The organism is Coleofasciculus sp. LEGE 07092 (assembly GCF_015207375.1).
In the GTDB taxonomy this organism is placed as follows: Bacteria; Cyanobacteriota; Cyanobacteriia; order Cyanobacteriales; family Coleofasciculaceae; genus LEGE-07092.
In genome coordinates, this window is the sequence record NZ_JADEWY010000151.1 from 1 (window position 1) to 14110 (window position 14110).

Consider the following 14110-nt stretch of genomic DNA (forward strand, 5'->3'; position numbering starts at 1 on the left):
GCGGGGGAGCTGGGGAACAAGGAAAGGGAGAATTTCCCCAATCGCCAATCACCAATCGCCAATCCCCACTCTTTTGGATTCCACTGTCTCTAGAAGCTTACCGACCTGCCATTGAAGCTGCAATCCGGCAATATGGTCTGCGGGCAACCCTTGTTACGAGTCACACACAGGATGTGTTGGCGGCTGCTGATTTAGCGATTACCAAGTCTGGTACGGTGAACTTGGAATTGGCGCTTTTGAATGTTCCCCAGGTGGTTTTTTACCGGGTTAGTCCTTTGACTTACTGGATAGGTCGCCTTTTAAAATTTTCCATTCCTTTTATGTCGCCACCTAATCTCGTTGTAATGCGCTCGATTGTGCCGGAGTTGTTGCAAGATCAAGCCACACCAGAAAACCTTGTCAAGGAAGCTCTAGAACTTCTCCTCGATCCCCAAAAACGTCAAGAAACCCTAACAAATTATCAGGAAATGCGTCAGTTGCTAGGGGATGTTGGCGTATGCGATCGCGCTGCTAGGGAAATTCTTTTGCATAGCGACAGGCAGAGTGTTTAGGTTATATTAGTCAGGCTTCACTACTTCAAAATCTGACTCTTCTAAAGACAGCAGTAAAGGTTGGTCGCTATCCTTGAGAGGATTGTCCTCCAATTTAACGATCCAACGCCCTGACGGTTCCTGCGCTTGGAGATATCCCTGAAGACCCGCAGCATAGGCAGGGTAGATAACTCGAATTAACATTCCGACTTTGAACATTTAAGGAAAATAGATATGTTATTTTTCTTGTGAAACTCATCCTCCTTAATCATTTCTTAACTTATCCTCTACCATTTTTTGGTTAAATCTAGGTTAATTATCGGCTAAAATTGGCAAAACGCTAAGAACCCGTTTACCAGGAAGTCACTCTGTCTAATTCAGATCGGCTCGATCAGCACAACTTTCTGTACCCTCGGGGTGGTTATCGAGGAGAATGTGTGCCTGAATATCTAGCTTTTAATGCCAGTTTGCAAGAATTGGCTCAGATCTACACTGCTCACGTCGCGGGTAAAACGTGGACTGATGTTATGCTGTAGCTGGCTGCTTACAGGGTAGAGACAGCAGGGTAGTGTAGACACAAAGAAAGGAAATGCGATCGCAAAAAAGCATTCCCTCCTTTTTCTACTCCAACCAGGTCTTAGGTTTTCGGCTTAAACGTCGAAGCCACATACAATCCTTTTAACTGGATCTCATCAACAGCAGCAGGAGCGTCAGTCAATAAACAGCGTGCCTGCTGTGTTTTCGGGAATCCCATCACCTCCCGAATCGACTCTTCTTCTGCTAATAGCATGACCAATCGGTCTAGCCCATAGGCAATACCACCGTGAGGCGGTGCGCCATATTCAAATGCCTCCAACAAGAAACCAAATTTGTTGTAAGCCTCTTCTGGAGATAAGCCGATCGCTTCAAAGACTCGCTGCTGAATATCGGACTGATAAATTCGCCTGCTGCCGCCGCCCACTTCAAACCCGTTATAAACTAAATCGTAGGCTTGCGCCCGTGCAGTTTTTAAGTCATCTAAGTCATCGGGGTGAGGTGCAGTAAACGGGTGATGCATTGCCTCTAAGCGCTTCTCGTCAGCATTCCATTCAAACATCGGGTAATCGGTTACCCAGAGTAAGTTAATCATCTTGGAGTCAATCAACCCCAATTCACGCCCCATGAATTGCCGCAAGCGGTCGAGGGTTTTATTCACAATGTCAGCAGCGCCAGCACCAAATAGAATCAGATGACCGGGTTTAGCGTCAGTCAGCTCTAAGAGTTTTTGCTTTTGGGAATCGGTTAAGTTCTCTTTAATGGGTCCAATGGTATCAAGTTCACCCCCATCCCGTACCCGAATATAAGCCAGACCTTTTGCACCCGCTTCGGTAGCTTCTCTAAATAAATCGCCACCGGGCTTAATCCGCACATTGGAAATTGCATCGTTACCGCCAGGAATAGCCAAAACTTTGACAATGCCGCCCGATGCGATCGCTCCTGAAAACACCTTAAAACCGCAATCTTTCAGCAAATCCGAAACATCGACCAATTCTAAGCCATACCGGGTATCCGGTTTGTCACTCCCGTAACGTTCCATGGCTTCAGCATAGGTTAGACGTAGAAACGGACGCGACAATTCAACACCTTTAACCCTTTTAAAGATGTGGCAAACCAACTCTTCATTGAGCTGGATAATTTCTTCCTGGGACATGAAACTCATTTCCATGTCCAACTGGGTAAATTCAGGTTGTCGGTCAGCTCTAAGATCTTCATCCCGGAAGCAATGGGCAATCTGATAGTAACGGTCAAAGCCTGCCACCATCAACAACTGCTTAAACAACTGGGGCGACTGCGGTAGTGCGTACCACTCTCCCGGATTAACGCGGGACGGCACTAGATAGTCTCTGGCACCTTCCGGGGTAGAGCGAGTTAGCACTGGGGTTTCGACTTCAATAAAGTTTTTCTCGTCTTCTAAGAAGCGGCGAATGGCTTTAATGACTTGATGGCGCAGTTCCAGGTTTTGGCGCATACGCTCGCGCCTTAAATCTAAATACCGATATTTCAGCCGCAACTCTTCCCGTACAGATTCGGTGTCAGCGGTGGACACTTGAAAAGGCAACTGCTTGCGGACGCTGTTGAGCAGTTCAATGTTGTCTGCATAAACTTCTATTTTACCCGTTGGCAGTTTGGGATTGAGGGAGTCTTCGGGACGCTGGGTTACGCGACCTGTAATCTGAACGACATATTCATTGCGCAACGTTTCCGCATCCTGATAGGACTCGGGGGTGCGCTGGGGGTCGCTGACAATTTGCACAATACCTGTGCGATCGCGCAAATCTAAAAATATCACCCCTCCGTGGTCGCGTCGCCGATCTACCCAACCGCAGAGGGTAACGGTTTCACCAACATGGTTGCTTCTCAATTCGCCGCAATAATAAGTTCGCATAGTCGATGAAGAAATACGTGCTGTGATAGGGGGGGTGGAAATCCAAGGTAACAAACCCTGAAAGCTTTGCCCATTATCCTGTATTCGGTGGCAATTCTGTCAGAGCTTACCTTGATTGAGCGTTTTGTCTTGTACCCTTTAAATTAACGTTTCACCAAGGGTCACGAAAATCCGACAACCGCTTTTGAATAAAAAGATTTCCTTTCCTTCTAACCCCTATCTGGCTCGGGGTTTAGCCGATAAATATTCCAGAAATGCAGCAAGTTTTGAGGAAACTCTCTCTGTGGGAGGGCGATTTCAAGTTGTTTACTCTGATAGATCTTGAAATTGAAACAGGTTTACTTGCTTTTGGAGAGAAAGAATGTCCTCAAGTCAAAAATTTGGTGTATCTCCAGCCCGTTCTGAAGATACTCAAAATGTTGCACAAGCGTTTGAAGCGTTGGGTACTGATGAAAAACTAGCCTTGCTTTACTACGTCTATGAAAAAATGGGGGGTTCCATTACGCCAGCCGCTCCTACTGCTGCTGATCCAGAAATTGCTCCCCGCTTACTGGGAAACTTTTTTGAGATATCCGGCGATGAGCAATTAGCGGTGATGCGAGGGATTGTTAATCGCGACGACACCGAACTCTCTCGGGCTTACGGCGCACTCAGCGAAAATAACCAGCTCATGGTTTGGTACGCTTGGGCTAAAGGTATGGGTGATAGTGTGGTCGATATGCCGGCGGACTACAAAGCCAGCAAAGCCCTTAAGGACGTTCTCTCTCAAATTGAAAAATTGGATTTTGAGGGGCAAATTTCCATGCTGCGCCAGGTTGCTGGAAACATGGGTTACAGTGAAATCCAGCCTATTCCTACCCAGAAAGAAACGGGTAAAACGCCTAGTTTATAGGTCTGCGAACTCTGCCCTGAGGCTGAAAAAACAGTTCGAGTCATTGTTGAATTCAGCATTACCCCCTACAACCAAGGTCTGGCTTTACAGCAGGTAGCTCTCTGAATTGGATGTCATTGTTGAAAGAGGATACCCTGGATTTGAGTACCCTCCCACAAAAGTCCGCGATAACTTTCAGTTGTGAGATTGAGTCAGATACCCAGATAATTAATTGATCTGATGGTTCTGACGCCATTTGAGCATCTCATAAATTGAAGTTATGGACTTCTTGAGGATTTGACAATGACCATTAATACAGCCAAGCTGGAGAGCATTCTCCAAAATTTTGTGACTGGCACCAGTGAGGTTCAGGGAGCTGCCCTCGTTTCTCCTGACGGACTGCCTTTAGCCTCGAGCTTACCCAGCGAGATGGACGAGGAACGAGTATCTGCTATGTCTGCTGCCATGCTTTCCTTGGGGGAGCGTATTGGCTCTGAACTGTCTAGGGGCTTTTTAGACCGTATCTATGTCGAAGGTGAGCAAGGTTACGGTATACTCACAAACTGCGGTGAGTACGCAGTGCTATTGGTCTTAGCCAGCAAAGCCGCTAAACAAGGGGTGTTGCTGTTGGAAATTAAGCGGGTGATTCCAGAATTGAAATCAGCCCTTGATCCGATCCGGAAAATATCAGGAGCCTATGATGAATCATCTCAGGTTGATGAATAATTCATTGAGTCAGTTCAACGTGTTTTGATGAGCAAGAATTGGCTGAGGGGTGGCGATCTGCAAGAAAGCAGCCTATCCTACCTGTAATACAGTTAATACAGTAGTCTGGCAGCAAGGAGACGTCAGGATAGCCATATAATCCTGTCTCAAGTTTATGTTGCCAGTACAGGGTAGGCAATATTACTATATAATATAAAAATATTTATTATTCATATAAGAAGCGTTACAAAAAGTTGATTATTCTTTAATTACACTCTGAGAATTAAGACAATAGTAATACGTGCCTATTTTGGGCGATTTTTTAGAAATCAGTGAAAAAGTAATGGCAATTACAAGTAGCTTGTCAGAGTTTTCTCTACCAGAGCTGTTTCAATTCCTAGATCATGGCAGTAAAACAGGGTTGCTTACCCTCCGATTTCAGACGGATAACCATCAAGAGAAACGGGTGCGTCACGTCTTGTTGCACCAAGGTAGAATTGTAGCCGTCACGAATCGTCTAGATCACCAATGCTTGTTGGCGATGATTGTGCAGCGGGGCTGGATTAGCCCTGAAGTTCTGCGTGAGCAAGTGAATCGTTGTCCGGCGAATATCCCGATTGGTTTGTACTTGAAGACTCAGGGCTTTTTGCAACCCGAGCAACTCAGGCTTTTATTTCACGCTCAGGTGCTGCGACAAGTTTGCGGCTTGTTCAGGCTCAAAGACGCTCGGTTTAAATTTGACTCTAAAGCCACGCTGCCTACTACTGAAATGACGGGTTTGAGCCTCAGTGCGACAGAAGCGACGTTGATGGGTTTGCGGGTGTTGAGGGACTGGATGCTATTGGCAGATAAATTGCCTGAGCCTACCTCAGCCCTATCGCGTGTAGTACTTGGCAAGCGTCACTTACGATTAGATTCTCTAGAAGGTCAAGTTTGGCAACTAGCCAATGGGTCGGTTAACCTGAATGCCATGGCAACTCAGCTCAAACAATCTGTGGAAATTATTCAGCAAACAGCCTTTCGGTTGATCAGTGTTGGTTTAGTGGCAGAAGTACCTACTCTCGTGGCGTCTCGCTCAAAAGGTTTGCCAGAAGATGTACTAGAACCTGTTGCCATTAGCGGAAATCGTGGCAGTAAGGACAGTAAGGAAAGTAAGGAGAGTAAGGACAGTAATGTGTCGGATATCAACCCGTCGTTTATGCAAAACTTGCTAGGTTTCCTGAGGAGCAGCAAGTAAGCGTGGAAATTATGCGTCTGGTTGTGACCGGTACAGTCGGTGCGGGGAAGTCAACATTCATTCGTTCGGTTAGTGAGATCGCTGTTGTCGATACTGATCGCTTATCGACGGATGAAACAGCCGCTCTGAAAAAAAAGACGACTGTGGCAATGGACTTCGGACGCTTGCAGTTTGCTCCAGCGATGGCGCTACACCTTTACGGTACCCCTGGACAGTCTCGCTTTGATTTCATGTGGGACATCTTAATTCGCAAGGCACACGCTTACATCATCCTCGTCGATGCTCACCGCCCTAGCGCGTTTCGGGAAGCACGTAGGCTACTGGCTTTTATGAAACAGCGTGTCAATATTCCGATGGTGATCGGTCTAACTCATATGGATTGTGAGGGAGCTTGGTCTGAGGAAAATGTCGCGATCGCGTTGGGCTTCATCGATGAACAGAAGCGTCCTCCCTTTGTAACGCTGAATGCTAATGAAAAAGATTCTGTCATTGATACCTTAATTGTTTTGGTGGAGCATTACATGAAAAGCTTGTTTTTTGATTAGCGTCACTGATTACTTCTATAAGTTATCTTTATTTAAATGGCTGCGGGGATACCTTAGCAAAAAATGTAATAACAATCACCGACATTAATGGGATTTTATGAAATGATATTATCGGATACATTAAGAAATCAAGGTTGTATATAAGGCTACCTTTGTGCTTCGTTTATCTAAAAATTGGTATATCCTTAATGCCTTGAAGCCCTCTCAAATGAGAAAAAATCTTCATTCATAGATTTAATTAAATTAGACTTAACGATTCCGTAGTTTTCCTAATAGGTAGATCGGTTAACATAACAGGGACTAGGATGGAATCAAGGACTCACTGTGCATTCAATTGAGGAGACAGAAGTAGCTGAAGTCTCTTCGCCCAAAAAACACAGCAGATTTCTCTCGTCGCACCGAATCTTTGTGAAAGAGAAGTTAATAATTTTTAAATCGTGATAATATTAAGAAATAATAAAAAATATTTTAATTGTTTGATTTTATGGAGACATCCTGATTCACCCTGAACGTTTGTCCTTTAGCCTGCAATAAAAACACTATGTCAATCACAGGTTACTTATCTGATCTTTCCCTACCCGAAATTTTTCATTTAATCGAAAAAGGACAGAAAACAGGGTTGCTGACGCTGCGTACTTTGCCAGAGAATCAAACGGGGCTACAGCCAAGTTATTATATCTGGATGTATCAAGGGCGTCTTGTCGCAGCCGCGAACCGTACAGATCAACAGGGTTTAATTTCGCTAATCGAGCAGTACGATTGGGTTAGCGATCGCGTCTTTACCAAACTAGTAGAGTGGTGCTGTCCCAGACAAAAACCCCTGGGCTTGTGCCTCAAAAATCACGGTGTCCTGCAAACCGAACACCTCAAACAGCTATTTCAAGTTCAGGTATTGCAGCAAGTTTGTGCGTTGTTTCAACTTCAAAACGGTCACTTTCAATTCAACCAGAAGATGCCCCTTCCAGGACGAGAAATGACTGGATTGAGCGTACAGGCAACCGAAGTAACATTGATAGGATTGCGATCGCTACGTCACTGGGACGCCCTCGTTGATAAATTACCCGATCCTAACGGCGGGTTAATTAGTACCATTATTGGTCAACCCCGCTATCGGCTGGACAATCTAGAGTGGCAAATTTGGGAATATACCAAAGGGACTGTTTCTCTCAAAACCATTGCTAGAGAATTGGGACTGCCTATAGAGAAAGTGCAGCAAATTGCCTTCCAACTCATTACGATCGGTTTGGCAGAAGAAGTACCCTTTTTAGTCGGTTCCCTCCCTACCCAAGCCGTCGAACCTCTACCCGTTCAGTTGACTGAAGACTCCGAAACTCGAAACATTAGTCAATTCTTCGTACAAAACTTAAAAGGTTTTTTGCGGAGTGCCAAGTCTAAGCCGATGTCCATGAGTACTTGATTGTTTATTGTCAATGGTTCATAGTTATGGGAAAGAAGCAACAAGAGCTGAATTTCCCCACTCCCTACTCCCTGATTAAGATATAGCAACCTGAGCCATTTCTGCTGGCGTCAAATTAGAATGGACTACCTCACCATCACGGAACCAAACAATACGCCGGGTTAAACGGGCAACATCGGGTTCATGAGTCACCATCACCACAGTAATTCCATCTGTATTTAACTCGGTAAACAGCTCAATAACCTCAGCCGTTGTGCGAGAATCCAATGCTCCCGTTGGTTCATCAGCTAAAAGTAACACCGGTCGGTTCACGATCGCTCGGGCAATTGCCACCCGTTGTTGCTGTCCGCCTGAGAGTTGGTTGGGCTTGTTAGTTACGCGGTTGGCTAACCCCACTCTCTGTAATGCTGCCATCGAGCGATCGCGTCGTTCACTAGCTGGAATCCCCGCATAAACCATCGGTAACATCACATTTTCCAGTGCTGTTAGCTGGGGTAATAAGTGAAATTGTTGAAAGACAAACCCAATCTTGAGATTGCGAATTCCCGCTAATTCTGCATCAGCTAAACCAGACACATCCACGCTATCTAAGTAGTAGCGTCCGGAGGTCGGTCGGTCAAGACAGCCGATTACATTCATGACTGTAGACTTACCAGAACCCGATGCTCCCATAATTGAGCAATATTCACCTTGCTCTACTGTTAGGGTGACCTTGTTGAGGGCTTTGACCTCAATCGACCCCGTGCCGTAGATTTTGGAGATATTTTCCAGACGAATAATGACAGGTTTTTGAATAGGAGGTAACGGGTCTGAAAATGAATCAGAGATAGAATTATGCATCAAAACTGACTCAACTAGTTTTAAACTTTCGATAGAGTACCTCGAAGGTTTCTACAGGTTTTTTTCTCCCTTTAACGCTCACAGAGCCAAGGGCTTTAAACTTAAAAATTGTTTGAGTGGCGTTGTAGACGCTTTCGCTAACCAGAATTTGTCCCCCCTTAGCGATTGACTGTAGCCGGGAGGCGATATTGACTTCATCGCCAATTGCCGTATAGTCCATATGATGGGGTGAACCGATATTACCAACAATAACCTCTCCTGACGTGATACCAATGCCCGTGGCAAAGTTTTCTTGAATCCAAGGAGTCGGTATTGTCTCAATCCGTCGCTGCATGGCGATTGCTGCTTCAATTGCCTTTCGTTCTCGATTGAGAAGTGAGGCGACAGGTATCGTTTTAAATGACTCTTAATCCGTTCTTCCTTTAATTTGTGTTCATTTAAAAGTGTATTCTCAATTGCGGCAGCAGCTTGTGATGCCAGTGCCGCGAACAGTTTCAAATCCTGGGCTTCATAGTTCACAGATTGAGCATGGCTAATATTGATAACACCAATTGTCCCTTTTTGGTTTGCCAAAGGCGCACAGATTAGGGAATGAATTCCCATTGCCTCCTGCTGACTATATCTGGGATCGGACTGCACATCATTCACGATTTCTGCTTGACCAGACAGTAGCACATGACCCGCTATCCCTTCACCCGGTCGTAGGGTAAGTTTTGGGATATCCTCTCTTCCCCACGCTGAAATAATCTCTAGGACTCCCGTTTCCCGATTCAGCAACATGACAGAAGCACTAGTCGCATCAATCAGCTTTCTGGCTTCATCAATCACCAAATTGATAATCTCTTGAATGCCAAAACAGGCTGATATTTTGCTGGAAATATCGTATAAAAAATTAATCTCTTCGTATTTATTTAAGGCATCCACTGCGAGGGCTTTGATCTCAAAGGCTCTGTTAGCCGCATAACTGAGCATCTGAGCGATAATTGCTGCTTTTTCGTCTCCCGTAACCCAGCCGATTGTTTCATTGGCTACCTTAACAGGATATCGGTGTGAAAGGTTCGGGTTATCTTCACCGACGAGTACAATTCCCTCTGTATTCTGAATCGTGGCAGGAGTCTCTAAAGTATCAAATACTTCCTCGATCAGAGACAATAGCTCTTTATTGGCAAGAAGTTTTTTGAGATTGATACCAATCATTTATCGTTTTATGTTTTAGAGCTGCTGACTAAACCCAGTACTTCTCTAGACTTTGCCAGCACTTCTTTGGGACGAAAAGGCTTAGTCATGTATAAATTTGCCCCTACAGTCATGCCAGTTTGTTTATCAAACTCTTGCCCTTTAGCCGTTAGCATGATGATGTAAATATTTTCCATGCCGAGTTCGTGTTTGACAGCTCTACAGACTTCTAAGCCACTCATTTTTGGCATCATTACGTCTAGAAAAACTAAATCGGGTTTCTCTTGTTTAATCAGTGCCAATGCATCTGAGCCATTTCTGGCTGTGAACAATTCAATATCATCGTCATTTTCGAGTTTTTCTAAGACCTGTTCCATCAGCAGTAAAATGTTGAGTTCGTCATCGGCAATTAATATTTTTTTCATCTTGACCTCTTATTTTATTTTCGATTTTGAGAACGCTTTGCCACGAAATCTCCCAAGAAAATTAAGGAAATATTTTCTAACCCTTCGACAAATCGCATGGTTTTGAGCAAATCCTGTTCATCAGACAACAAGTTGTCAATAATAATGAGATCGATCTTCATCGACAAAGCCCAATCAATGCCCTCTTCAAACTCAGAAGACTCAACCACTTGGTATCCTTGCGAACGTAACACTTCAGACAGTGTTCTGCGAGTGAGAGCATTCTCAGCCACCACTAAAACTGTCTTAGCGGATACCCCTTGATCGAGCAGTAATCCGATTTCATTTGACAATCCAGTCATATTAATCGGTTTAGTCAAGTAACGGTCTATTCCAAGGCGATACCCCCTCTCCTTATCTTCAGCAATTGAAAGCATAATGATGGGAATGCTCATCGTCTGGGGGTCGTTTTTGAGGATGGCGGCGACATCAAAACCGTTGATTTGAGGTAACATCACGTCGAGAATAATCAGATCGGGTTTGACCGCTTTAGCCTGAGCGATCGCTTCCATGCCGTCAGAGGCTTCTGTCACAGCGTAACCTTCGGCGGTGAGAGACTGTTGCAGCAGTTCACGGATATGAAGCTCATCATCAACCACAAGAATGGTTTTGGGCTGATTCCCTATCACCTCCGTCGTGCTGACAACTTGCTGTTTCAACTGCTTGACTAAGGTATCGATATTGGTGCAGGAACTCTGATTCCCTGACGGTGCTGGTATGGGAATGGTGAAAGAAAAGGTACTCCCTCGTCCGAGTTCGCTTTCTACCCAGATGCGACCCCCATGATATTCCACGATCTGCTTACAGATCGGCAACCCTAAACCTGTGCCTTTGGGTTTGTCGGTTAGAGTGTCTCCCACTTGTTTAAATCGCTCAAAGACCTTACCACAGTCATCTTTAGCGATGCCGATTCCTGTATCAATGATGTCGATCACTAGTTCATTTTGGTTTATTCTTACTCGACAGGTGACAGAACCGATTGCGGTAAATTTAACGGCATTAGAAATCAGGTTGATTAAGACTTGAATCACCCGATTGCGGTCAATGGCGACCTCTGGCAGTTCTGGGGGAAACTCTTTAATAAGCTCCAACCCACTCTGTTCAAATAGGGGTGAAGTTGCGGCAATTGCGTGCTCTAGAATCTGTAAGGGGTTGGTCGGCTGGATATGCCAGTTCAGCCGACCCGCTTCTATCTTGGCGATATCCAAAACATCATTAATCAGGCAGGTGAGGCGCTCGGCTTCCGACACGATGATGCTGATATTGGCATAGACTTTTTTCAGCGCTTTGTGCAGTTTGCGATCAGATGCTGACACTAACGGAAAAATAGCCTCCTCCAGTTTTTCTTGAATAATCGAGGCAAACCCCAAGATTGAAGTCAGAGGTGTTCGCAATTCGTGGGAAACTGTCGCCAGAAAGTCGGTTTTCATCCGGTCTACTTCTTTCATCCGGTCTACTTCTCGCTCAGTGGTGATATCTCGAATCAAAATCACGAAACCAAGACACCGATTCCCCTCACTCGCCCCTGTCTCCTTAAAAATGCCTGTTGCTGAAGCTTGACCAATCCTGCCATTGTCCAGTTCCACATCGACGGAGACAAGCTCTTCTGTATTAGCCCGAGTCGGTTCAATGAGTTCTAGCAACTCGGGTCGATAAAATTCCCTCAAGTCTTTCCCTTTGAGATTAATTTTACCCAAATTAAACATACGCAATAATGCTGGATTAAACCGGGTGATTTTCCCAGGAATATCCGTTACTAACAATCCATCTGCTAGATTGTCGATAATTGCATTGAGGTCGGCTAGGGTCATTTGCAGCTTTTCTTCTGCCTGCTTGCGATCAGCAATTTCCTGTTGTAGCTTTCCGTTAGCCTCCTGTAGTTGGGAGGGACTCGGTAGTGCTAGTGCTTTGGGAAGTAGCGGCAGCAAAATCGTTGCTGTCCCTATTGAAATTAACGCTGTAATCAATCGAATCCAGCTTGAGAGCCAATAGGTAGGATGCCAAACCGTCCAAACATCCATAAAATGACCCGTCCCGCAAGCTAGAATGAATGCGCCAAATAACAGAAATATCCAATTAAACGGTAAGTCTTTTCTGAGGCGAACCAAGCAGGTTAGAGTAATCGGAATTGAGTAGTACGATAAACCAATCAAGGAATCGGATACGACATTTAGCCACACCAGTCCTGGCTTCCAAAGGTAGCAATGTCCGTGAGGAATCAAAAGAAGATTGTTAAAGACAAGCATTTTTTTGAGGGGATTTACAGGGAATTAGGCTATCTGCTTAAAAGAAGAAACTCATGGTAAAGACGAATGAGCAACGACTGGCAAGGGTACTTATCCCGGCATAAGTCGATAGCCACTGGCTTGCGATACACCCCGAACAATTAAAATTGCTTTACCAAAAAATGCAGCCGTACTTCACACCAGTGAACACTGCTCTGGAAAATTATGTTACCTTCCTTTGGCACCGATACTCCACATAATAATCTGCTAATTTCACATTTAACTTACATCAATTCATTTATGGTTTTCGGTTTGTCTGATACCAAGTTGTCGTCAAAAATTGATAAATTTTCACTCCCTACTCCCTACTCCCTTTCTAAGTACTTCTCAACGCCACAATCGGGTCAAGTTTTGCCGCTCGTCGAGCCGGTACAACCCCGAAAAATAACCCAATTCCCCCGGATACACTGACAGCGAGAAGAATTGCCACAGGTGAAATTGCCGCTTTCAATGGTGTTACAGCACCAAGAAAAACTACACCACCTACACCAATGAGAGTCCCCAAAACACCACCTGCGGCTGAAAGAATTACTGCCTCAATCATAAACTGAACCAGAATGTCTTGTTCTTTCGCACCAATTGCTTTCCGCAATCCGATTTCCTGGGTACGCTCAGTGACAGAAACCAACATGATATTCATCACGCCAATGCCACCTACAAAGAGGGAAATTGCCGCGATCGCTGCTAGCATCAGTGTTAATGCTCCTGTCACCGTATTGACAATTTGCAGAATATCTTTCTGTGTTTGAACACTAAAATCATCTTCGCTGATAATTTTGTGCCGTCGCCGTAGTAGGTTTTCAATTTGAAACTGAGCTGCACTAATACTCTCTCGATCTCTAGCTGAAACGGAAATCCAGCTTACTTCAACACCATAAGGAGATGTTCGTCCCTGTAATCGGTTTGTCATGGTACTTAAAGGCACAAACGCTACATCGTCCTGGTTATTGCCGAGAAAAGTGCCTTTGGTTTCCATCACTCCTACTATCTGAAAGCTGACATTTTTAATTCGTATCTGCTGACCAATTGGATCTTGGTAGCCAAACAATTTTTCTGCCAACTCCGAACCAATGGTTGCCACTTGGTTATTCCGCTTAATGTCGATTTCATTGATAAATCGTCCTCTAGCAACATCAAAACTGCGAACTGACAAGAATTCTGGGGTTGTTCCCGTCACTAACGAATTACTATTTCTATTGCGGTAAGTGATTAAATATCTTAAGTTAATCTCTGGGGATACTTCGGCAACGGCAGGGACTTGAGTTGCGATCGCTTTTGCATCTTCCCAGACTAGAGTTTTTGGGAAATCAACGGTTGTCTGTTGAGCTTCACGAGATCCAGGTGTTACAAATAGTACATTAGCACCGAGGGATTCAAACTGCTCTGATGCCAGCTTCTGAGCACCTTGCCCAATACCCACCATCGCAATCACCGAAGCATTGCCAATAATAATACCCAACATCGTCAGACTACTGCGCAGCTTGTTAGCCACCAACGTGGTGGACGCCATTTTGATACTTTCTAAAATTTCCATGGTTTTTTAAAGGAGTTTAAGGGAGTGGGGAGTGGGGAGACAAGGGGACAAGGGGATTGTTGAGGTGTTACTCTTCACCCT

Annotated in this window: 12 protein-coding genes and 2 pseudogenes; 6 read left to right on the plus strand and 8 right to left on the minus strand. The window is 44.9% G+C overall.

From position 1 onward, the window contains the following. A pseudogene (locus IQ257_RS25555) lies at positions 1-551 on the plus strand (lipid-A-disaccharide synthase); the annotation flags it as partial. A gap of 6 nt (positions 552-557) precedes the next feature. On the opposite strand, the gene IQ257_RS25560 reads toward IQ257_RS25555, so the two are convergent. Together IQ257_RS25560 and aspS are read right to left on the minus strand one after the other, a co-directional pair. After that, positions 558-734: a hypothetical protein gene (locus tag IQ257_RS25560; protein ID WP_228061030.1), complete on the minus strand. Its 177-nt coding sequence runs from the start codon at positions 732-734 to the stop codon at positions 558-560. A 433-nt stretch (positions 735-1167) separates the two neighbouring features. Next, positions 1168-2955 carry an aspartate--tRNA ligase gene (aspS, locus tag IQ257_RS25565; protein WP_193879575.1) on the minus strand — a complete coding sequence of 596 codons (1788 nt, stop codon included), beginning with the start codon at positions 2953-2955 and terminating at the stop codon, positions 1168-1170. A gap of 361 nt (positions 2956-3316) precedes the next feature. Between aspS and IQ257_RS25570 the strand changes: the two genes are divergently transcribed. The 5 genes from IQ257_RS25570 (at position 3317) to IQ257_RS25590 (ending at position 7730) form a co-directional block, all read left to right on the plus strand. Continuing rightward, positions 3317-3847 carry an orange carotenoid protein N-terminal domain-containing protein gene (locus IQ257_RS25570; RefSeq protein ID WP_193879574.1) on the plus strand — a complete coding sequence of 177 codons (531 nt, stop codon included), beginning with the start codon at positions 3317-3319 and terminating at the stop codon, positions 3845-3847. A gap of 282 nt (positions 3848-4129) precedes the next feature. Next, a complete protein-coding gene (locus IQ257_RS25575; RefSeq protein WP_193879572.1) occupies positions 4130-4552 on the plus strand; it encodes a roadblock/LC7 domain-containing protein in 423 nt (140 codons plus the stop codon). A 322-nt stretch (positions 4553-4874) separates the two neighbouring features. Then, positions 4875-5768 carry a DUF4388 domain-containing protein gene (locus tag IQ257_RS25580; protein ID WP_193879563.1) on the plus strand — a complete coding sequence of 298 codons (894 nt, stop codon included), beginning with the start codon at positions 4875-4877 and terminating at the stop codon, positions 5766-5768. Between the two features lie 11 nt (positions 5769-5779). Continuing rightward, complete coding sequence (locus IQ257_RS25585) at positions 5780-6313, plus strand: GTP-binding protein (RefSeq protein ID WP_193879560.1); 534 nt, start codon at positions 5780-5782, stop codon at positions 6311-6313. A 541-nt stretch (positions 6314-6854) separates the two neighbouring features. Beyond that, complete coding sequence (locus IQ257_RS25590) at positions 6855-7730, plus strand: DUF4388 domain-containing protein (protein WP_193879558.1); 876 nt, start codon at positions 6855-6857, stop codon at positions 7728-7730. A gap of 75 nt (positions 7731-7805) precedes the next feature. Here IQ257_RS25590 and IQ257_RS25595 read toward each other — a convergent pair whose 3' ends face one another. The 6 genes and pseudogenes from IQ257_RS25595 to IQ257_RS25615 form a co-directional block, all read right to left on the minus strand. Further along, positions 7806-8570, minus strand: coding sequence for an ABC transporter ATP-binding protein (locus IQ257_RS25595; RefSeq protein WP_193879555.1), 765 nt, complete (start codon positions 8568-8570; stop codon positions 7806-7808). A 10-nt stretch (positions 8571-8580) separates the two neighbouring features. Next, positions 8581-8904: an adenylate/guanylate cyclase domain-containing protein gene (locus IQ257_RS30350; RefSeq protein ID WP_228061031.1), complete on the minus strand. Its 324-nt coding sequence runs from the start codon at positions 8902-8904 to the stop codon at positions 8581-8583. 173 nt (positions 8905-9077) lie between these two features. Further along, positions 9078-9767, minus strand: a pseudogene (locus IQ257_RS30355) (GAF domain-containing protein); the annotation flags it as partial. Between the two features lie 8 nt (positions 9768-9775). Further along, positions 9776-10171: a response regulator transcription factor gene (locus IQ257_RS25605; protein ID WP_193879552.1), complete on the minus strand. Its 396-nt coding sequence runs from the start codon at positions 10169-10171 to the stop codon at positions 9776-9778. A gap of 14 nt (positions 10172-10185) precedes the next feature. After that, entirely contained in the window at positions 10186-12456 is a 2271-nt protein-coding gene (locus IQ257_RS25610; RefSeq protein WP_193879550.1) for a response regulator, read from the minus strand. Positions 12457-12811: 355 nt separating this feature from the next. Beyond that, positions 12812-14029 carry an ABC transporter permease gene (locus tag IQ257_RS25615; RefSeq protein WP_193879547.1) on the minus strand — a complete coding sequence of 406 codons (1218 nt, stop codon included), beginning with the start codon at positions 14027-14029 and terminating at the stop codon, positions 12812-12814. Between the last annotated feature and the right edge of the window lie 81 nt (positions 14030-14110).